The following is a 19,763-nucleotide window of genomic DNA, read 5'->3' as shown; positions in this document are numbered from 1 at the left end:
CCAGGAGCAAGGGCTGCGCACGCAGCTATATACGTAAAGCCTGCTATCTGGGTGGCCCGGGTGAAGATTACGTCTGTGTGCGGTGCGGTGAGCGCCGACCAGTAGCTGATTGGCCAGGCTTCTGGAAACGAAGCGCGCCCAGACTGACATCGCTCTGAACCTCGACGGTTGGCTATCGGTCACAGCGCCATGGCTATTCGGCACCTGGAGTAAGACATCATCGCAAGCGAATCCTCCTCACTCAAGCGAGTCATCAGCACACGGTTGTTGGTGTTTTTTATCCTCGGCGATGTGCTGGGGGCTGGCGTGTATGCACTTGCAGGCGCGATTGCTGACAGAGCCGGTGGAGCCATCTGGGCACCGCTGGGCATGGCGCTGTTTTTTGCCCTGCTGACGGCCGCGTCCTATGCCGAACTGGTCAGTAAATATCCTCGCGCTGGCGGTGCGGCTCTGTTCGCGCGGCAGGCGTTCGGATCACCGTTGCTGGCCTTTCTGGTCGGCTTCGCCATGCTGGCCGCCGGGGTCACCAGCGCTGCAGGCCTGGCGCTGGCGTTTGCTGGAGAGTACCTGCGGGTGTTCATAGACTGGCCAGCAGCAGTGCTTGCGCCCTTGTTTTTGTTGCTGATTGGGGTGCTGAACGCACGCGGTATCAAGGAGTCGCTGGGGGCCAACCTGGTCATGACCGTGGTTGAACTGAGTGGCCTTGTGCTGGTGATCGTTGCCGTCGCAGTGCTGGCCGGTCAGGGGCAGAGCGAGCCGGCCCGGTTGATCGATTTCGGCGGTAATGGGCCAGCGGGTGCGGTGCTGGGCGGAGCGTTGCTGGCGTTCTATTCCTATGTTGGTTTCGAAACATCTGCCAACCTTGCTGAAGAGATCAAGGACGTAAGGCGCACGTATCCACGTGCCTTGTTCGCCGCACTGTTATTGGCCGGCGTGATTTATCTGGCCATCGGCGCCGGCGCTGCGCTGGTGATGCCGGTTCAGCAGCTGGTCGCGGCCAGCACTCCGTTGCTGGACATCGTTCACAGTGCCGAGCTGGGCGTGCCCGATGGGGTCTTCGCCCTGATAGCATTGGTGGCAGTGGCCAATGGCGCCTTGCTGACGATGATCATGGCCAGCCGACTGACCTTGGGCATGGCGCGTGATGGTTTGATACCGGGCCTGTTCGGCCGTGTACTGCACCGTCGCCGTACGCCGGGATATGCGATTGCGGCGACTACCGGACTGGCCGTCCTGCTGACGTTTACGGGTTCGCTGCAGGTCCTGGCGGAAACGGTCGTACTGTTGCTGTTGCTGGTGTTTCTGAGCACCAACGTGGCGGTTCTGGTGCTGAAGAAAGACAAAGTCGATGCGGAGCATTACGCGGTGCAACCGCTTGTGCCCGTACTGGCTATATTTTCTTGCTTGCTGCTGATGAGTCAGCAGCCTTGGCAAAACTGGCTCCGGGCAGGTGCATTGTTGGCGCTCGGTGCTGTGCTGTATGGCTTGACGAGTTTTGTGCGGCAGGCAGGTCGCGCGCGCGCAGACGATCCAGAGGGCGGAATGCGGTGACCGACCAGCTTCCTTCGCACCGGTCTTGCTCCCGGAGGACCGCGCTGTACGGCCCATTCTGGGCCGTAGCTGCTGCCGCCCATCCAAGGCCGTCACCTCCCTTCGCAAGGCCTGCGTTCGGCTCCTGAGTCACCGGCGGATCAAGATCAAGAGTGGGGCCGCTACGCGGCCCCTGCTTTTGACTTTCGCTTTCGATCTTGATCTGCCTGCGTTAAGGGGCAAGACCGGAGTGAGGGACCCCGTAGCGTAGCGAATGGCCCGGAACCATCTACAAATAAACCGGCCAAGATCACCCTCTCCTGGTCGCTGACACGCGCTCCACCACAACAACTTTCTACCTTTCCCCGACTTCCCGCCATCGCACAGCTGATTTAATATACTCGCCAGTATAAATATTAGAAGCGCCTTACACGGACGGTCCCCCATCATGTTGCGTCATGCCTGGTCAATTGCTTTGCCCGCCGCTGCAGCCTTGCTGCTGGCCGCCTGTGGTCAGGAGACCGCGCCGCCTGCCGCGCCGCGTCCGGCCCTGGTGGTGCAGCCGCAGCCCGCCAGCGCTGTCGCCGACAGCTACCCTGGGGAAGTGCGCGCCCGCTTCGAGCCTGAGCTGGCCTTCCGCATTGGCGGCAAAGTCAGCAAGCGCCTGGTGGAAGAGGGCCAGCGGGTCAAGGCCGATCAGCCACTGGCCGAGCTCGACCCACAGGATGTACGCCTGCAATTGCAAGCCAACCGCGCCCAGCTTGCCGCCGCGCAGGCCAACCTGGCGCTGGTGCAGACCGAACGTGAGCGTTATCAGAAATTGCTCGACCGGCAGATGGTCAGCCGCTCGCAGTTCGACAACGCCGAAAACCTCTACCGCGCAGGCCTTGCCCGCCTCAAGCAGGCTCAGGCCGAAGCTGATGTGGCCGGCAACCAGGCCGACTATGCAGTGCTGCGTGCGCCGCAGGCGGGAGTGATTTCCAAGCGTCAGGTCGAGGTCGGCCAGGTCGTTGCAGCAGGGCAGACGGTGTTTACCCTGGCAGCAGATGGTGAACGTGAAGTGGTCATCGGCCTGCCTGAGCAGCAGTTCGCGCGCTTTGCCGTCGGCCAGCCCGTCAGTGTCGAACTGTGGTCGCAGCCCAATCAGCGTTACCCCGCGCGCATCCGCGAACTGTCCCCGGCAGCCGACCCGCGCTCGCGGACCTTTGCCGCACGCATCGCTTTTGGCTCGAGCAAGGCGCCGGCTGAGCTGGGCCAAAGCGCCCGAGTGTTCGTCGCCCATGAAGGCCAGCCGGCATTGGCGCTGCCGTTGTCGGCGGTGACCGCCGAGCAGGGCCAGGCCTACGTGTGGCGAGTTGACAAGGACAAACGCCTGCAGCGCGTTGCGGTGCGCCTGGGTGCCTATGGCGCCGACAGCGTGCCGGTGCTTGACGGGTTGGCCCCGGGCGACTGGATCGTCGCTGCCGGTGGTCATGTATTGCGCGAGGGCCAGCAGGTGCGGCCGGTCGACCGCAGTAATCGTGATGTGGATCTGGCGGCCAAGGAGTAAGTCCCGATGGGTTTCAACCTTTCCGCCTGGGCGCTGCGCAATCGCCAGATCGTACTGTTCCTGATGATCCTGCTGGCCGCGATTGGTGCGATGTCCTACACCAAGCTGGGGCAGAGCGAGGATCCGCCGTTTACCTTCAAGGCCATGGTCATCCGTACCATCTGGCCGGGTGCGAGCGCCGAAGAGGTGTCGCGCCAGGTTACCGAACGCATCGAAAAGAAGCTGATGGAAACTGGCGAGTACGAAAAGATCGTGTCGTTCTCGCGCCCAGGCGAGTCGCAGGTCACCTTCATGGCGCGCGACTCGTTGCACTCCAAGGACATCCCCGAGCTGTGGTACCAGATCCGCAAGAAGGTCGCGGATATCCGCCATACCTTGCCGCCGGAGATCCAGGGGCCGTTCTTCAATGACGAGTTCGGTACCACCTTCGGCAATATCTATGCGTTATCTGGCGAAGGCTTTGACTACGCCGTGCTCAAGGATTACGCCGACCGCATCCAGATCCAGCTGCAACGGGTCAAGGATGTGGGCAAGGTCGAGCTGATCGGTCTGCAGGATGAAAAGATCTGGATCGAGCTGTCCAACCTCAAGCTGGCTACCCTTGGCGTGCCGCTGGCCGCCGTGCAGCAGGCGCTGCAAGAGCAGAATGCGGTTAGCAGCGCGGGCTTCTTCGAGACCCCGAGCGAGCGCCTGCAACTGCGCGTCAGTGGCCGCTTCGACAGTGTCGAGCAGATCCGCCAATTCCCGATCCGGGTCGGCGAGCGCACCTTCCGTATCGGCGATGTCGCCGAGGTGCACCGTGGCTTCAATGACCCACCGGCGCCGCGCATGCGCTTCATGGGTGAAGACGCCATCGGCCTGGCCGTGGCGATGAAGGACGGCGGCGATATCCTGGTGCTGGGCAAGGCGCTGGAGGTCGAGTTCGCTCGGCTGGCGCACAACCTGCCGGCCGGCATGGAGCTGCGCAAGGTGTCCGACCAGCCGGCGGCGGTCAAGGCCGGGGTCGGCGAGTTCGTGCAAGTGCTGGTCGAAGCGTTGGTGATCGTGCTGCTGGTGAGCTTCTTCTCGCTCGGCCTGCGTACCGGGCTGGTGGTGGCGCTGGCGATTCCGCTGGTGCTGGCGATGACTTTTGCTGCCATGCACTACTTCGGCATCGGCTTGCACAAGATTTCCCTCGGTGCGCTGGTATTGGCCCTGGGTCTGTTGGTCGACGACGCGATCATTGCCGTGGAGATGATGGCGATCAAGATGGAGCAGGGCTACGACCGGCTCAAGGCGGCCAGTTACGCCTGGACCAGCACGGCGTTCCCAATGCTCACAGGCACCCTGATTACCGCGGCGGGCTTTTTGCCAATTGCCACCGCGGCCTCCAGTACCGGCGAATACACTCGCTCGATTTTCCAGGTGGTGACCATTGCCCTGCTGACCTCCTGGGTAGCAGCGGTACTGTTCGTGCCGTACCTGGGCGAGCGCTTGCTGCCAGATCTGGCCAAGCTGCATGCCGCTCGCGGCCACACTGACCCCTATGCGACGCCTTTTTACCAACGTGTGCGGCGAGTGGTGGAATGGTGCGTGCGCCGGCGCAAGACGGTGATCCTGCTGACCATGGCCGCGTTCGTCGGCAGCATCCTGCTGTTCCGTTTCGTGCCGCAGCAGTTCTTCCCGGCCTCGGGTCGGCCGGAGCTGATGATTGACCTCAAGCTGGCCGAAGGCGCCTCGCTGAGTAATTCCGCCGAACAGGTCAAGCGCCTCGAAGGCCTGCTCAAGAACCAGGACGGCATCGACAACTATGTGGCCTACATCGGCACCGGCTCGCCGCGCTTCTACCTGCCGCTGGACCAGCAGTTGCCGGCGGCCAGTTTTGCCCAGTTCGTGGTGCTGGCCAAATCCCTGGAAGATCGCGAGGCGCTGCGTAGCTGGTTGATCGCGACCCTGGATGAGCAGTTCCCGCAATTGCGCTCCCGCGTCACGCGCCTGGAAAACGGCCCGCCGGTAGGTTACCCGGTGCAGTTCCGGGTCACCGGCGAGCACATCGAGAAGGTCCGCGCGCTGGCTCGGAAAGTGGCGAGCAAGGTGCTGGAGAACCCGCACGTAGTCAACGTGCACCTGGATTGGGAAGAGCCGAGCAAGGCGGTGTTTCTGCAAATCGACCAGGAACGTGCGCGGGCGCTGGGGGTGAGCACTGCCCAGTTGGCGAGCTTCCTGCGCAGCTCGCTGACCGGCAGCTCGGTCAGCCAGTTCCGCGAAGACAACGAGCTGATCGAGATTCTGGTGCGGGGCACGGCCGAGGCGCGTGGCGACCTGGGTAACCTGGCAAGCCTCGCAGTGCCGACCGATAACGGCCAGAGCGTGGCGCTGTCGCAGGTGGCGACTCTTGAGTACGGCTTCGAGGAAGGCATTATCTGGCATCGCAATCGGCTGCCAACGGTGACCGTGCGCGCCGATATCTACGACAAGCAGCAGCCGGCGACGCTGGTCAAGCAGATCGAGCCATCGTTGCAGCAGGTGCGTGCCAGCTTGCCGGACGGCTATCTGCTTGAGGTCGGCGGCACTGTCGAGGACTCCGAGCGCGGGCAGAAGTCGGTCAATGCCGGCATGCCGCTGTTCATCGTGGTGGTGTTGAGCCTGTTGATGATCCAGCTGCGCAGCTTCTCGCGCACGGTGATGGTGTTCCTCACTGCACCGCTGGGGTTGATCGGGGTGACGTTGTTCCTGCTGATCTTCCGCCAGCCGTTCGGCTTCGTGGCCATGCTCGGCACCATTGCCCTGGCCGGGATGATCATGCGCAATTCGGTGATCCTGATCGATCAGATCGAGCAGGACATCGCCGCGGGCATGCAGCGCTGGCAAGCAATTATCGAGGCCACGGTGCGGCGCTTCCGGCCAATCGTTCTGACTGCACTGGCCGCCGTGCTGGCGATGATTCCGCTGTCACGCAGCGTGTTCTACGGGCCGATGGCGGTGGCGATCATGGGCGGTCTGATCGTCGCCACGGTGCTGACGCTGCTGTTCCTGCCGGCGCTATATGCGGCATGGTTCAAGGTCAGGAAGGAAGTGTAAGGGGCGCTGGGCGCACCTGCTGCCAATCTGCAGCAGGCGCGCCAGCGATGGGCCTCAGAGGGCGCCGAAGACTTTTTTGGCCAGGCTGGTAGCAGCCTGCGCCGGATTCTGGCGAATGCTCTGCTCTTGCTTGGCAATCATTTCGAACAGGCCATCAAGGGCCTTCTCGGTGACGTAGCTTTCGACGTTGGCGCTCTTGCTGCTGCCAAGGCCCAGGGCCGAGGCTTGACCGGCGAAGCTGTTGTACTGCTGGACCACGCCGACCTTGTCGGTGGCGGCCTTGACGATCGGCAGGAACTTGGCGCGGATCTGCTCGCGGCTGCTCTTGTTCAGGTACTGCGTGGCGGAGTCTTCACCGCCACTGAGGATGCCCTTGGCATCGGTGACGGTCATCTTCTTCACTGCATCGACGAGGATCGCCTGAGCCTGCGGCACGGCGGCTTCGGCGGCCTTGTTCATGCTGTCTTCCAGCGCTTGCACCTGGTCGCCCTTGCCAAACATCTTCATCGCCTTGGCGGCTTTGCCGAGGTTGCCTGGCAGCTCGATGCGCACGTCGGGATTGTTGCTGAAGCCACCGGGGGTGCCGAGTTGCTTGATCGCCACTTGGGCGCCTTGGGTGAGGGCGTCTTTCAGGCCGCCGGTAGCGTCCTGCTGGCTGAGGTCGCCGAGCGACAGGGCCAGCGCACTGGCGGACAACAGCAGGCCAGCGCAGAGGCCGCCGAAGCGCAGGGAGGAGCGAATCATGGATTATTCCTTATGACAGTGAATAGGTGCAGGGCTCAGCGAGCCGGGTCGACTTTGATCCGCAGCGGCTGCTGGTCGCTGCCGTCGAGCGCGACGCTGTGCTGTTCGGTGCTGATGAACAATAGTTGGCCTTGATACTCGATGCGGGCACTGACCGCGTAGCGGTGTCCCGGTTTGACCTGAGCCGGGTCGTAGCTCAGGTGGAACGGCAGCGGTACGTTGCCTTTGATCGGGCCGGCCTGGCTGGCCAGGGTCACGGCTGGGGCGTCCATCAGCGACACATCCTGCAAGCTGACGCTGAGGGTAGCGGCTGGCGGCAGGGCAATGCGCTGCAGGTAGAACACTTCGCCATCAAGGCTGGCCTGTGGTGCCGGGCTGTTGCTGGAGCAGGCTGCAAGCAGAGAGGCGCAGCACAGCATAAAGAGCTTTTTCATGGATTCTCCGTAGTCCTGGGGTCGGCTTGTGACCAACCCCGGGGACTGTAGCGGATTTTCCTGCCAAGGTCGCGGCAGTCGCGGCCAAGGGTTTGCACTCAGGTGGGGATTTGCTCCACACCTTCTATTTCGCGGTGCAGCGCCACCTGGCGAATCGACAGGCGCAGCTCGGCCGACAGCACGCGCTTGGCCACACCCTCGGCCAGTTCGCCGAGCTTGTCGTGATGGCTGAGCTTGCCGTTGCCGGCGGGCCGCAGCACGCCTTGCTGGAGCAAGGTCTGGATGAAGTGGCGGAACAGGCTCTTGTCGAAGAACTCCGGTGCATTCAGGCCATGCAGGATCGACAGCCGCTGGGCCATCATCACACAGAGGTCTTCCAGTTCCTCGGCGGTCAGGGTCTGCTGGCCATTGTTGACCAAGAGCGAGGTCGCCATGTAATAGCGCTGCAGGGCCTGGGTGATGGTTCGCGAGAGCAGCGTCAGCAATACGAACGCACGCGAACTCGGTGCCGGGCGCAGGTAGACGCCGTTTTCCACCCGCAGCAGGCCTTGGGCAACCAGCGCGTCGAGCCAGTGATCGATGGTTTCGTCGAGTTGCTCGGGCGTCCAGCGCAGGAACAGCTCAGCTTGCAGGTACGGATACAGCGCCTTGACGTACTGGCCGATCAGCTCGCGGCTGATCCGTGAGCTGCTCTGGAAGAAGCTCGCCAGCAGCGCCGGCAGGGCAAAGATGTGCAGTACGTTGTTGCGGTAATAGGTCATCAGCACCGCGTTGGCTTCATCCAGATAGAGGATGCGGCCCATGGCATCGTTCTGCTCGGACAGCAGGTTCATGCCTTTGACGTGGCTGATCAAGGCCATGCCATCGCCCTCAGGCAGGGTGGTATGCGCCGAATAGGGCACTTCACGCAGCAAGCTCAGGTACAGGTCGAGCACCCGCACCAGCGCGCTTTCGTCGAGCGCGTGACGGCTGGTCGAGAGCAATGCCAGCGCGACCAGGTTGACCGGATTGACCGCCGCGGCTTCGTTGAGGTGGCGGGCCACGGTTTCGCCCAGGCGGTGGGTGGTGTCGTTCAACCAGGCCGGACGAAACTGCTCGCCGTGATCCTCTTCGCGCCAGCCTGGGCGCTGCTCATCGAGGAAGCCGGCCAGGCGGATCGGCTCGCCGAAGTTGACCGACACCTGGCCGTAGCGCTGCTTGAGCGCGCCGATGACCTTGAAGATGTCGAAGATGGATTCTTTTTTCTTGCTCGCCCCACGCAGCTCGCCCAGGTAGGTGCGGCCTTCGAGCACCCGCTCATAGCCGATGTACACCGGCACGAACACGATCGGTGTGCGCGACGAGCGCAGGAAACTGCGCAGAGTAATCGCCAGCATGCCGGTGCGTGGCTGCAGCATGCGCCCGGTGCGCGAGCGGCCGCCTTCGACGAAGTATTCGACCGGGAAGCCCTTGGTGAACAGTGTGTGCAAGTATTCGTTGAACACCGCGGTGTACAGCGGGTTGCCCTTGAACGTACGGCGCATGAAGAACGCCCCGCCACGGCGCAGCAGGCTGCCGATGACCGGCATGTTGAGGTTGATGCCTGCGGCTACGTGGGGTGGCGTCAGGCCGTTGCGAAACAGCAGGTAGGACAGCAGCAGGTAGTCGATGTGGCTGCGGTGGCAGGGCACATAGATCACCTCGTGACCGGGAGCGATGCCTTGCACCTGCTCGATGTTGTTGACCTTGATGCCGTCGTAGATCTTGTTCCAGAACCAGCTCAGCACCACTTCAAGAAAGCGGATCGCGGTGTAGGTGTAGTCCGAGGCAATTTCGTTGCCGTAGCGCAGCGCTCGCGCCTCGGCTTTCGCCAGCGGAATCTGCTCGCGTTCTGCCTCCTCGGCGATGGCTTGACGCACCTGCTGGTCGTGGATCAGGCCTTTGACCAGGTTGCGCCGGTGCGAAATGTCCGGGCCGATGACCGCGCTCTTGAGGTTGCGAAAGTGCACGCGCATCAGGCGCTGGGCCATGCGTACGGTACGCGCATGGCCCTTGTTGTGCTCGACCAGCTCGCGCAGGTGGATCGGCGCCGAGAACTGCACGCGGGTCTTGCGCCCGAGCATGATGATAGTGAGCAAGCGACGCAGGCGTCCGGTTACCGCCCAGCTGTCGGCAAACAGCAGCTTCCATGGGCTCGATTCACTGGCCGGGGTCTGCCCCCAGAACACGCTGACCGGGATGATCTGTGCGTCCTCTTCGGCATGCTGGCTGACTGCTTCGACCAGCCGCTCCAGGGTCGGCGGCGCGCCGCGTTTGTCGTGGCGGCCGAGCCAGTCCGGCTCAGGGGTCAGATAAAAAAACGCCGCAGGCTCGTGCAGCGGGCCAACCACAACGGGCAACACTGGTCGCGGCAGCCCCGCTTTGGTGCATTCGCGGTCGAGCACCGCCAGGTCGGTCAGCGACGGCGAGGGCAGGGCATAGAACACCGGGCGGCTGCGGTCGAGCTTTAGGGTCAGCGATGACTGATTGATGGTCTCGGAGCGTACCCACAGGTAAAGCACGCGGCGCAGGGCGCCGAAGATCAAGCGGCGCAGGGGGGAACGGGTCATGTGATGTGTGGGCCCTGGGAAGAATTTCGGATCGATTTGCAGTCAGTGAGTCTGCCGTATCTGCGCAAGTTCAGCAAAAAACCGCATTCAACAGGCCTGTCATGAATTTTCTTTGTTCTCTGTCATATACTCGGTCCGCCCCTTGCAGGATATTTCAGCAAGCGGCGTCGGCACGGGGAAAACCCAGTGCCTGCAAGGCGATCTTCACAATAAAAAAACTGGAGTAGTTCAGATGTCGTCTCGTGAGACTGGGAATGTAAAGTGGTTCAACGATGCCAAGGGTTATGGCTTCATTCAGCGCGAAGATGGGGCCGATGTATTCGTCCACTATCGGGCGATTCGTGGTGAAGGGCATCGCTCGCTGGTCGAAGGGCAACAGGTTGAATACAACCTCACCCAAGGCCAGAAAGGTCTCCAGGCCGAGGATGTAGTGGGCCTGTAAGCGCTGCTTGGCAAGCCTCAAGCTGCAAGTTGACCGTGGAACTTGCAGCCTGATGCGATTGCTCGTGTTACATCCCTCTCGCAGTATTACTGCGTGCGCCAGGTGATTTCCTCTTCACCATCGGCGCTGATGCGGACCCAACGGTCGGCATCCTCTTCCCCGTGTTCTTCGCTCCAGCTGCCCGGTGCACAACGCACTTCGACGTTGAGTGCGGCAAAGGCTGCGCGTGCGCAGGCAATGTCGTCTTCCCACGGGGTCTGGTCGCTTTCCAGGTAGAGGCTGTTCCATTTCCCTACAGCCTTCGGTAACCAGGTCACCGGGATGTTACCGGCCTGGCATTTCCAGGTCAGGCCTTTCTGGGTCCATTCGGTGCACGGGCCCAAGGCCTCGACCAACCACTGGGCAATCTGCTTGTGGTCGACGTCGGTGTCCTTCAGGTAGATCTCGATATCAGGTTGACGCATAAAGGGCTCCGGTGTGCTCAGGATTGGCGCAGGAAATAGTCATAACGCATGGAAACGGTCACCTCGAACGGCGCGGCCTGGTCGATCACCAGCGCGCGCTTTTCAGCGCTTGCTCGCCAGCCGTGCGGGGTCATCGCCAGCAGGTCGGCGCGAGCCTTGGGTGCGGCCAGGCTGAGGCGAAACTCGAGGGTTTCGCTGTGAGCATGGACCATTCCCGCTGGCACCAGTGCCAGGTGTTTGTCGTCAGCATACGGACGCACTTCATCGTAAAGCACCTCGCGCAGTTCCATCAGGTGACCGCTGGTCGGGCCGACCCGCATCAGGCCGCCGCCGGGGCTGAGCAGGCGCAAGGCCTCCTGCCAGTCGAGCGGGCTGAAAACGCTGGCGATGAACTGGCAGCTGGCATCGGCCAGGGGTACGCGGGCCATGCTGGCGACCATCCAGGTCACCTGCGGCGCGCGCTTGCAGGCGCGTTTAACCGCTTCACGGGAAATATCCAGGGCGTAACCCTGGGCTGCCGGCAGGGCATTGGCGAGCTGCGCGGTGTAATAGCCTTCGCCGCAGCCGATATCCAGCCAGGCGCCGGGCTGGCGCTCGGCAGCCAGCTGCGCCAGGCGCTCGGCGACCGGTGCATAGTGGCCACCGTCGAGAAAGTCACGGCGGGCCTCGACCATCGCCTGATTGTCACCTGGATCACGGCTGTTCTTGTGCTGCACCGGCAACAGGTTCAGATAACCCTGGCGAGCACGGTCGAAGCGATGGCCGGCGCTGCACGCGACACCGTTGTCCAGCGCTGCCAGGGCCGCCTGGCAAAGAGGGCAGATGAGCATCAGGCGAGCAACCGCACCAGGGTCTGGTAGTAGATCTCGGTCAGCAGGTCGAGATCGCTGGCCAGGATGCGCTCGTCGACCTGGTGGATAGTGGCGTTGACCGGGCCGAGCTCGACCACCTGAGTACCCATGGTGGCGATGAAGCGGCCGTCGGAGGTGCCGCCGCTGGTCGATGGCTGGGTGTCGCGGTCGGTGACGGCCTTGATGCTGGCCGCTACCGCGTCGAGCAGTTCACCCGGCTCGGTGAGGAACGGCAGGCCCGACAGCGCCCAATCGATCGACCAGTCCAGCTGATGCTTGTCGAGAATCGCCGCCACCCGCGCCTGCAGGCCTTCGACGGTCGACTCGGTGGAGAAACGGAAGTTGAACAGCGCAGTCAGGTCGCCAGGCACGACGTTGGTCGCGCCGGTGCCGGAATTGAGGTTGGAGATCTGGAAGCTGGTCGGCGGGAAGAACGCATTGCCTTCGTCCCAATGCTCTGCTGCCAGTTCGGCCAGCGCTGGCGCCGCCAGGTGGATCGGGTTGCGGGCCAGGTGCGGATAGGCAACGTGGCCCTGCTTGCCGCGTACGGTCAGCTTGGCACCGAGCGAGCCGCGGCGGCCGTTCTTGACCACGTCACCGAGCAAATTGGTGCTCGATGGCTCGCCGACGATGCACCAGTCGAGGCGCTCGTTGCGTGCGATCAGGCGCTCGACGACGGCTTTGGTGCCGTGATGGGCGGGGCCTTCTTCGTCGCTGGTGATGAGGAAGGCGACCTTGCCGCGGTGGTTGGGGTAGTCGTGCACAAAGCGCTCGCTGGCCACCACCATCGATGCCAGACTGCCCTTCATGTCGGCAGCGCCGCGGCCGCAGAGCATGCCGTCGGCATCGATCAGTGCCTGGAACGGCTCATGTTGCCACTGCTGCACCGGGCCGGTCGGGACCACGTCGGTGTGGCCGGCAAAGCACAACACCGGGCCGTCCTTACTGCCATGGATGGCCCAGAAGTTGTCGACGTCTTCGATGCGCATCGGTTCAAGCTGGAAGCCGACAGCGCCCAGGCGGTTCATCATCTGGGTCTGGCAGTCGGCATCGACCGGGGTCACCGAGGGACGACGGATCAGGTCGCAGGCCAGTTGAAGGGTAGGCGAGAGCTCGGCGGGGGCCGTCATGGGGAACTCCGGGGCAAGGCAAGGACGAAAAAACAGGCGCGTTATCTTATATCAAATGCGCCCGCCGGGCACCTTCAGGGTGCCGGCGGGTGGCCTTTGTGGTCAGGCAGTCGAGGCTTGTGCGGCATTGCTTGCCGGTTTGGGCAGCGACGACAGGAAGGCCATGATCAGCGCGGCCAGGTACGGCAGCGATTGCACCAGCAGCATGGCCACCCAGAAGCGCATGTCCGAACTCGGCAAGCCCTGCACCAGGTAGATGCCACCGGCAGCGCCCCACAGCAAGAGCATGATGAACAGCTCTTCGCGCGCCTCGGAAATCGCCACCAGCAAACCATGGCTGTCGGCGTTCTTCGGCGTGCGGAAGAACGGCATGCTGCTGGTGAAGAAACCGTACAGCACGGCCTTGGCAATCGTATGCGACAGCGCCAGCCCGGCGAGGGCGGCAGCGAAGGCGTCCTTGAGGTTAACGCCGACCGCACGACGGTAGAGGAACAGGATCTTGCCGACCTTGAAGAAGAACAGCGCCAGCGGCGGGATGGCAAAGATCATCAGCGGTGGATCGACCCGGTGCGGGACGATGATCATCGCTGCCGACCACAGCAGCGCACCGACGGTGAAGAAGATGTTCATGCCATCGGCGACCCACGGCAGCCAGCCGGCGAGGAAGTGATAGCGCTGGCCGCGGGTCAGTTCACTGCCCTTGCCCTGCAGCAGGGCGCGGGCGTGGTGCTTGATGATCTGGATCGCGCCGTAGGCCCAGCGGAAGCGCTGCTTCTTGAAGTCGATGAAGGTGTCGGGCATCAGGCCCTTGCCGTAGCTGTTGTGCGCGTAGGCGGCAGACAAGCCTTTTTCGAACACGCGCAAGCCCAGCTCGGCGTCTTCGCAGATGCACCAGTCGGCCCAGCCGAGTTCTTCCAGCACCGAACGCCGGGTCATGGTCATGGTGCCGTGCTGGATGATCGCGTCACGGTCGTTGCGGGTGACCATGCCGATGTGGAAGAAGCCTTTGTATTCGCTGTAGCAGAGCTTCTTGAAGGCGCTTTCGTGCTGGTCGCGGTAGTCCTGCGGCGACTGCACCACGGCGATCTTCGGGTCGGCGAAGTGCGGCACCATGTGCTTGAGCCAGTTGCGGTCGACGCAGTAGTCCGAGTCGATCACGGCGATCACTTCGGCGTCCTTGGCCGTGTGCGGCAGCAGGTAGTTCAGCGCGCCGCCCTTGAAGCCGGCCAGCGGCGCAACGTGGAAGAACTTGAAGCGCTCACCGAGCAGTTCGCAGTGGGCCTTGAGCGGCTCCCACACGGCCGGGTCCTTTGTGTTGTTGTCGATCACCAGCACTTCATAGTCGGGGTAGTCGAGTGCGGCGAGGGCGTCGAGGGTCTGTTTGACCATCTCCGGTGGCTCGTTATAGCAGGGCACGTGCACCGACACTTTCGGCCGGTAGGCGCTGTCGCCCTGCACCGGCAGGAATTCGCGACGGCGCTTGGCCGTCCACACCGTTTCGGCCAGTTCATGGGCTTCGGTCATCAACACGATGAACACACCAATCGCCCCCAGCGCCAGCAGGAAACCGACGATCAGGCTGAACCAGGTGCTGTATTGCTGGCTGTAGTCGTAGGCGATCCACACCAGCACCGAGCCACAGAGGAAGGTAATGAAGGTGAGGAAGGTGCGCCCGCGTTGGCGTAGCGCCGAGCCATCGATCAGCAGGATGGTCAGGGCGAGCATCGCCAGCACCACCGAAGCGACCGCAAGGGCGCGCCACTGCGGAATCGCCACCACCGGCCCTTCGAAGTTGAATTTCTGCTGGCGCTCGGCGTTGAACACGCCCCAGTAGGCGCCCACCGAGCCTTCATCGCTGGCCTTCCACGGTTGGTCGTAGGCTTCGATGACGAAGTAGTTGTAACCACGCCGGTTTAGGGTGTTGACCAGCGTGCGCAGGTAGATGGCCTGGTCGGCCTGGGTAGCATCGGCGCCGCCGCGCATGCGGCCGTTGCTCGGCCAGCCAACCTCCGACAGCAGCAGCGGTTTGCGCGGGAACTGCTGCTTGAGCTCACGGGCGCGATCAAGCACGAACTCGACCGAATCCTGCATTGGCACAAACTCCCAGTACGGCAGGATGTGCGCGGCGATCAGGTCGACGTGGGGTGCAAGCTCCGGGTTTTCTTTCCAGATATGCCACTGTTCACTGGTAGTCACCGGCACCTTGACCGCCGCGCGGACCCGATCCAGATACTGAATCAGCGCCTCGGGGGTGACCTCCTTGCGGAACAGCGCCTCGTTGCCAACCACCACCCGCACCACGCTGCGCGAGCTGTTGGCCAGCTCGATGGCCTTGCTGATCTCGCGCTCGTTGCGCTCAAGGTCCGGGCTGATCCAGATACCCAGGGTGACGCGCAGGCCGAACTCCTCAGCCAGCCGCGGGACTTCGGCCTGGGTGCCTTCGACGGTATAGATACGGATACTGTCGGTCAGTTTGCTCAACTGCTCGAGGTCCTGGCGCATCTCCTGCTCGCTCGGGTACTGGCCCTTTTGCGGGCTTTCACCCAGGCGAAACGGCGAGTAGGAGAAGCCGGAAATCTGCTCCGGCCAGGCCGGCGCGGACACCGGACGGTTGATCAGCGCCCAGAACCCGGTGAACAGCGCGGCGATGACCAGCACTACTACCAGGTTGAGGCCGAATTTGCGTGATGACATAAGCGATTGTAGGTTCCGAAGAGGGGAGTGGGCGGGTGCCAGCTGGTGCTGCGTTCTACGCTTGGACAAGAAAGCAGCAGTGCCATTCGGCGCAGAGGATGTAGCTCTGGTCCCACTCGGTTGTCGTCCAAGTCTGACTCTCTGATCGGACATTAAAGCAGGATTGGCAGGTTTTTTACCAACTAACAGCGCCGTGCGGCCCTGCAACCCGCCAGCTGGCATATAATGCGCGCCGGTTTTTTGCGGATAGCGAGCATGAGCACAGAAGATCCACGCTTCGCCGGCGTTGCCCGTTTGTACGGCGACCAAGGCCTGCAACGCCTGCGCGACGCCCATGTGGCGGTGGTCGGCATCGGCGGGGTCGGCTCATGGGTGGCAGAGGCGCTGGCGCGCAGCGGTGTTGGCGAAATCAGCCTGTTTGACCTTGATGATGTCTGCGTGAGCAACACCAACCGCCAGGCGCATGCGCTGGAAGGCCAGGTAGGGCGGGCTAAAGTCGAGGTCATGGCCGAGCGTCTGCGGGCAATCAACCCGGCCTGCACAGTCCATGCAGTGGCAGACTTCGTCACCCGTGACAGCATGGCCGAGCACATCACCGAGCAGATGGACTGCGTCATCGATTGCATCGACAGCGTGATGGCCAAGGCGGCGTTGATTGCCTGGTGCCGGCGGCGCAAGATCGCCGTGGTCACCACCGGTGGCGCCGGCGGCCAGATTGACCCCACGCAGATCCAGATCGGCGACCTGAACAAGACCTTCAACGACCCGTTGGCCTCACGCGTGCGCTCGACCCTGCGCCGCGACTACAACTTCTCGCGCAACACCTCGCGCAATTACGGCGTGCCGTGCGTGTTCTCCAGCGAGCAGCTGCGTTATCCCAAGGGTGACGGCAGCGTTTGCCTGCAAAAGAGCTTTGTCGGTGAGGGCGTGCGCCTGGATTGTTCCGGCGGCTTTGGCGCGGTGATGATGGTCACCGCCACGTTCGGCATGGTGGCGGCGAGCAAAGCCATCGAAAAACTGGTGGCCGGTGCGCGCCGGCCGTCGGAGCGGGTGATCGCGCCGGCGGCTGATCTGTAAGCAGCGGTCAGCGCTTCAGGCTTCGCTGGCGAGCTGCGCCATACGCTGCAGTACCGCATGCAGACCGTTGCTGCGCGACGGCGACAACTGGCGCTCAAGCCCCAGCTCGCTGAACCAGCCCCGTAGGTCGAGCTGGGCCAGCTCGGCGCTGGCCAGCCCTTGTACCCGCACCAGCAACAACGCCAGCAAACCGCGTAACAGACGCGCATCGCTAGTGGCCTTGAAACGCCATTGGCCGTCATCGACTACGGCCACTAACCAGACCAGGCTTTCACAGCCGTGGACACGGTTGCTTTCGGTTTTCTCGGCGTCATCCAGTGGCGCCAGGCGCTCGCCCCACTGCATCAGCAAGCGTGCGCGCTGTTCCCAGCCACGGGCTTCGGTGAAACACGCCAATGCCTCGCGGGCTTGTTCGGGCAGGCTCATCGCAGCAGCTCCAGGCCTTGATCCAGCGCTTCGAACAGGCGCGCCAGATCGTCACTGTCGTTATACAGCCCCAGCGACACGCGGATCGCGCCCTCAAGGCCGAGGCCTTTGAGCAGGGGCATTGCACAGTGATGACCGGCGCGCACGGCGATGCCTTGCTCGGTCAGCACATGGGCGATGTCGGCGTTGTGTACGCCGTCGACGACAAAGCTGACCAGCGCGGTCTGTGGTGCGCCCAGTACGCGAACGCCCTCGCGCTCGGCCAGACCGCGCAGCAGGTGCTGGTGCAGGCTGGCTTCGTGGCGCTCGACCGCGTTGGCATCAAGGCTGGCCAGATAGTCCAGCGTGGCGCCCAGGCCAATCACGCCGGCAATCGGCGGCGTGCCGGCTTCGAAGCCGAGCGGCGCAGGACGAAAACTGGCGCTGTGGTAATCCGCCAGTTGGACCATCTCGCCGCCAAACTGCCAATGGCGCAACTGCTGCAGCGCGCGATGGCGGCCGTAGAGCACGCCGACGCCTTCCGGGCCGTACAGCTTGTGGCTGGAGAACACGTAGAAGTCGCAGCCCAGTTGTTGCACGTCGTGGCGTCCATGCACCACGCCCTGGGCGCCATCGACCACGGTCAACGCGCCTTGGGCGCGGGCATGGGCGAGCAGGGCTGGCAGCGGTTGCCAGGTGCCGAGCACATTCGACAGCTGGCTGACCGCCAGCAAGCGTGTACGCGGGCCGATCAGCTGCAGTGCCTGGTCAAGGTCAATCTGGCCTTGCGAGTTCACCGGCAATATTACCAGGCGCAGATTGCGCCGCTGCGCCAGCTGCTGCCAGGGCAACAGGTTGGCGTGGTGCTCCAGAGCACTGATGGCGATCTCGTCGCCGGCATTGAAGCCGTGCTCAAGGCCATAGGCGAGCAGGTTCAGCGCTGAGGTCGCGCCGTGGGTGAAGATGATCTGTTGCGCATCAGCGGCATTCAGCCAGGCAGCCACCTTGTCACGGCTGGCCTCGAACGCTTGTGTGGCCAACGCGCCCGGCAGGTGTTGCGCGCGGTGCACATTGGCGGCGCCATGGCCGTAGTAATGGCTCAAGGCATCCAGCAGGGCCTGCGGCTTTTGGGTGGTGGCGGCGCTGTCCAGGTAGGTCTGGTGCTGGCGTTGCAACGCGGCGATCGCGGGGAAGTCGGCGCGCCAGGGGGAGGGCTGAAACATGTTTGCGGGACCTGCAATGAAAATCGGGCCTGGCTTTACGCCAGACCCGATCTTATCACTTCGAACCTGATGGTTCTCAGTTGTGCGCGTGCAGCGCCTCGTTCAGCTCGATTGCCGACTTGTGCGTCTTGCACTCGACTGCGCCGTTGAGCGAGTTGCGACGGAACAGCAGGTCGGTCTGGCCGGCCAGATCACGGGCCTTGACCACCTTGACCAGTTCGTTGTTCTCGTCGAGCAGGTTCACCTTGGTGCCGGCCGTGATGTACAGGCCAGCTTCAACGGTGTTGCGGTCGCCCAGCGGGATACCGATACCGGCGTTGGCGCCGATCAAGCAGCCTTCGCCGACCTTGATGACGATGTTGCCGCCACCGGACAAGGTGCCCATGGTCGAGCAACCGCCGCCCAGGTCCGAACCCTTGCCGACGAAGACGCCCGCCGAGACGCGGCCTTCGATCATGCCCGGGCCTTCGGTGCCGGCGTTAAAGTTGACGAAGCCTTCGTGCATGATGGTGGTGCTTTCGCCAACATAGGCGCCCAGACGCACGCGCGCCGCATCGGCGATACGCACGCCGGCCGGGACCACGTAGTCGGTCATTTTCGGGAACTTGTCGACCGAGAACACTTCCAGCAGCTCGCCCTTCAGGCGTGCTTCCAGTTGCAGTTCGGCAAGCTCTGCCAGGTCGACCGCGCCACGGTTGGTCCAGGCTACGTTCGGCAGCAGCGGGAAAATGCCGGCCAGGCTCAGGCCGTGCGGCTTGACCAGGCGATGCGAGAGCAGGTGCAGCTTGAGGTAGGCCTCAGGCGTCGAGGTCAGTGCGCTGTCTTCGGCCAACAGGGTGGCGACCAGCGGCTTGTGGCTTTCTGCCAGGCGGGTCAGCAGCGCGTACTGGGTAGCGTCGACCGACTTGACCGCATCGGCCAGCTGGCCGGCCTGGGCATTGCTGAACGTGATGGCCTGGTTGCCGCCTTCATAGCCCAGCACCGGGGCGATGGCAGCGATCAGTTCGGCGCTCGGGTTGAGCAGTGGTTGTGCGTAGAACACTTCCAGCCAGGTGCCCTGACGGTTTTGGGTGCCGACACCGAAGGCCAGGCTGAACAAAGTAGTGGACATGCGATTACCTCTTGCGAATAGGTGGTGGCAGCGCTGTTGGGCTCAGCCCAGCGCAGCGGCGTACAGATCCGGCTTGAAGCCGACCAGGGTGCGTTCGCCAAGGTCGAGCACCGGGCGCTTGATCATCGACGGCTGGGCCAGCATCAATTCGACGGCCTTGGCCTGGTCAATGTCGGCTTTGCTGGCATCGTCGAGTTTGCGGAACGTGGTGCCGGCGCGGTTGAGCACAACCTGCCAGCCGTGCTCGTTGCACCAGCGGATCAGGCTGTCACGGTCGATGCCTTGGCTTTTATAGTCATGAAAGGCGTAGTCGATGGCGTGTTCTTCAAGCCAGCTACGGGCCTTTTTCATGGTGTCGCAGGCCTTGATGCCGTAGAGAGTGTAAGCCATTGAATTCAAAGGGTCCGGCGGGTTCACCCAAAACCTCCCCAATATCTCCCGTTGTTTAGTCGGCGGATTAT

General features: G+C 63.2%; 16 protein-coding genes. 5 read left to right on the top strand and 11 right to left on the bottom strand.

All coding sequences use genetic code 11. The features are described from left to right. Positions 1-216 precede the first annotated feature (216 nt). From FW789_RS08800 to FW789_RS08790, 3 genes are all read left to right on the top strand, one after another. On the top strand, positions 217-1,551 hold the full coding sequence (locus FW789_RS08800) for an amino acid permease (RefSeq protein WP_207072743.1): 1,335 nt from the start codon (positions 217-219) through the stop codon (positions 1,549-1,551). 427 nt (positions 1,552-1,978) lie between these two features. Beyond that, positions 1,979-3,079, top strand: a complete 1,101-nt coding sequence (locus FW789_RS08795) for an efflux RND transporter periplasmic adaptor subunit (protein WP_207072512.1) — start codon at positions 1,979-1,981, stop codon at positions 3,077-3,079. Positions 3,080-3,085: 6 nt separating this feature from the next. Continuing rightward, a complete protein-coding gene (locus FW789_RS08790) occupies positions 3,086-6,139 on the top strand; it encodes an efflux RND transporter permease subunit (protein ID WP_446431340.1) in 3,054 nt (1,017 codons plus the stop codon). 54 nt (positions 6,140-6,193) lie between these two features. Here the strand turns inward: FW789_RS08790 and FW789_RS08785 are convergent, their stop codons facing one another. The 3 genes from FW789_RS08785 to plsB form a co-directional block, all read right to left on the bottom strand. After that, positions 6,194-6,883, bottom strand: a complete 690-nt coding sequence (locus FW789_RS08785) for a DUF4197 domain-containing protein (protein WP_101317199.1) — start codon at positions 6,881-6,883, stop codon at positions 6,194-6,196. A 35-nt stretch (positions 6,884-6,918) separates the two neighbouring features. Further along, the gene (locus FW789_RS08780) at positions 6,919-7,317 is read right to left on the bottom strand and encodes a YbaY family lipoprotein (RefSeq protein ID WP_103436310.1); all 399 of its coding nucleotides are present in this window, start codon (positions 7,315-7,317) and stop codon (positions 6,919-6,921) included. Between the two features lie 98 nt (positions 7,318-7,415). Then, positions 7,416-9,905: a glycerol-3-phosphate 1-O-acyltransferase PlsB gene (gene plsB, locus FW789_RS08775; RefSeq protein WP_207072514.1), complete on the bottom strand. Its 2,490-nt coding sequence runs from the start codon at positions 9,903-9,905 to the stop codon at positions 7,416-7,418. A 232-nt stretch (positions 9,906-10,137) separates the two neighbouring features. Between plsB and FW789_RS08770 the strand changes: the two genes are divergently transcribed. Next, positions 10,138-10,347: a cold-shock protein gene (locus FW789_RS08770; RefSeq protein ID WP_101317205.1), complete on the top strand. Its 210-nt coding sequence runs from the start codon at positions 10,138-10,140 to the stop codon at positions 10,345-10,347. A gap of 86 nt (positions 10,348-10,433) precedes the next feature. On the opposite strand, the gene FW789_RS08765 is transcribed toward FW789_RS08770, so the two are convergent. The 4 genes from FW789_RS08765 to FW789_RS08750 form a co-directional block, all read right to left on the bottom strand. Continuing rightward, a complete protein-coding gene (locus tag FW789_RS08765) occupies positions 10,434-10,811 on the bottom strand; it encodes a hypothetical protein (RefSeq protein ID WP_101317207.1) in 378 nt (125 codons plus the stop codon). 17 nt (positions 10,812-10,828) lie between these two features. Continuing rightward, positions 10,829-11,641, bottom strand: a complete 813-nt coding sequence (locus FW789_RS08760) for a putative RNA methyltransferase (protein WP_101317209.1) — start codon at positions 11,639-11,641, stop codon at positions 10,829-10,831. Then, positions 11,641-12,792: a succinyl-diaminopimelate desuccinylase gene (gene dapE / locus FW789_RS08755; protein WP_446431339.1), complete on the bottom strand. Its 1,152-nt coding sequence runs from the start codon at positions 12,790-12,792 to the stop codon at positions 11,641-11,643. Before dapE ends, FW789_RS08760 begins: the two co-directional genes overlap by 1 nt. Before the next feature lie 102 nt (positions 12,793-12,894). Further along, positions 12,895-15,486: a glycosyltransferase gene (locus FW789_RS08750; protein WP_103436314.1), complete on the bottom strand. Its 2,592-nt coding sequence runs from the start codon at positions 15,484-15,486 to the stop codon at positions 12,895-12,897. A gap of 255 nt (positions 15,487-15,741) precedes the next feature. Between FW789_RS08750 and tcdA the strand changes: the two genes are divergently transcribed. Next, the gene (tcdA, locus tag FW789_RS08745) at positions 15,742-16,563 is read left to right on the top strand and encodes a tRNA cyclic N6-threonylcarbamoyladenosine(37) synthase TcdA (RefSeq protein ID WP_103436315.1); all 822 of its coding nucleotides are present in this window, start codon (positions 15,742-15,744) and stop codon (positions 16,561-16,563) included. Between the two features lie 15 nt (positions 16,564-16,578). On the opposite strand, the gene FW789_RS08740 is transcribed toward tcdA, so the two are convergent. From FW789_RS08740 to FW789_RS08725, 4 genes are all read right to left on the bottom strand, one after another. After that, positions 16,579-16,989, bottom strand: coding sequence for a SufE family protein (locus tag FW789_RS08740; RefSeq protein WP_186697674.1), 411 nt, complete (start codon positions 16,987-16,989; stop codon positions 16,579-16,581). Continuing rightward, positions 16,986-18,191, bottom strand: a complete 1,206-nt coding sequence (locus FW789_RS08735) for a cysteine desulfurase (protein WP_103436317.1) — start codon at positions 18,189-18,191, stop codon at positions 16,986-16,988. The genes FW789_RS08740 and FW789_RS08735 overlap by 4 nt, the downstream gene beginning before the upstream one ends. Before the next feature lie 76 nt (positions 18,192-18,267). Then, positions 18,268-19,302, bottom strand: coding sequence for a 2,3,4,5-tetrahydropyridine-2,6-dicarboxylate N-succinyltransferase (gene dapD / locus FW789_RS08730; protein ID WP_103436318.1), 1,035 nt, complete (start codon positions 19,300-19,302; stop codon positions 18,268-18,270). A 42-nt stretch (positions 19,303-19,344) separates the two neighbouring features. Continuing rightward, the gene (locus tag FW789_RS08725) at positions 19,345-19,692 is read right to left on the bottom strand and encodes an ArsC family reductase (RefSeq protein WP_101317223.1); all 348 of its coding nucleotides are present in this window, start codon (positions 19,690-19,692) and stop codon (positions 19,345-19,347) included. Between the last annotated feature and the right edge of the window lie 71 nt (positions 19,693-19,763).

This window comes from Pseudomonas sp. 1121_17 (genome assembly GCF_052850745.1).
Note: the sequence above shows the minus strand (reverse complement) of the source record. Positions and strands in the feature narration are given on the sequence as shown.

What these genes read in the sequence shown, in the direction of transcription:
- FW789_RS08795 (WP_207072512.1), top strand. Translation starts at nt 1,979, where the DNA reads ATGTTGCGTCATGCCTGGTCAATTGCTTTGCCCGCCGCTGCAGCCTTG.
- FW789_RS08790 (WP_446431340.1), top strand. Translation starts at nt 3,086, where the DNA reads ATGGGTTTCAACCTTTCCGCCTGGGCGCTGCGCAATCGCCAGATCGTA.
- FW789_RS08785 (WP_101317199.1), bottom strand. Translation starts at nt 6,883, where the DNA reads ATGATTCGCTCCTCCCTGCGCTTCGGCGGCCTCTGCGCTGGCCTGCTG.
- FW789_RS08780 (WP_103436310.1), bottom strand. Translation starts at nt 7,317, where the DNA reads ATGAAAAAGCTCTTTATGCTGTGCTGCGCCTCTCTGCTTGCAGCCTGC.
- plsB (WP_207072514.1), bottom strand. Translation starts at nt 9,905, where the DNA reads ATGACCCGTTCCCCCCTGCGCCGCTTGATCTTCGGCGCCCTGCGCCGC.
- FW789_RS08770 (WP_101317205.1), top strand. Translation starts at nt 10,138, where the DNA reads ATGTCGTCTCGTGAGACTGGGAATGTAAAGTGGTTCAACGATGCCAAG.
- FW789_RS08765 (WP_101317207.1), bottom strand. Translation starts at nt 10,811, where the DNA reads ATGCGTCAACCTGATATCGAGATCTACCTGAAGGACACCGACGTCGAC.
- FW789_RS08760 (WP_101317209.1), bottom strand. Translation starts at nt 11,641, where the DNA reads ATGCTCATCTGCCCTCTTTGCCAGGCGGCCCTGGCAGCGCTGGACAAC.
- dapE (WP_446431339.1), bottom strand. Translation starts at nt 12,792, where the DNA reads ATGACGGCCCCCGCCGAGCTCTCGCCTACCCTTCAACTGGCCTGCGAC.
- FW789_RS08750 (WP_103436314.1), bottom strand. Translation starts at nt 15,486, where the DNA reads ATGTCATCACGCAAATTCGGCCTCAACCTGGTAGTAGTGCTGGTCATC.
- tcdA (WP_103436315.1), top strand. Translation starts at nt 15,742, where the DNA reads ATGAGCACAGAAGATCCACGCTTCGCCGGCGTTGCCCGTTTGTACGGC.
- FW789_RS08740 (WP_186697674.1), bottom strand. Translation starts at nt 16,989, where the DNA reads ATGAGCCTGCCCGAACAAGCCCGCGAGGCATTGGCGTGTTTCACCGAA.
- FW789_RS08735 (WP_103436317.1), bottom strand. Translation starts at nt 18,191, where the DNA reads ATGTTTCAGCCCTCCCCCTGGCGCGCCGACTTCCCCGCGATCGCCGCG.
- dapD (WP_103436318.1), bottom strand. Translation starts at nt 19,302, where the DNA reads ATGTCCACTACTTTGTTCAGCCTGGCCTTCGGTGTCGGCACCCAAAAC.
- FW789_RS08725 (WP_101317223.1), bottom strand. Translation starts at nt 19,692, where the DNA reads ATGGCTTACACTCTCTACGGCATCAAGGCCTGCGACACCATGAAAAAG.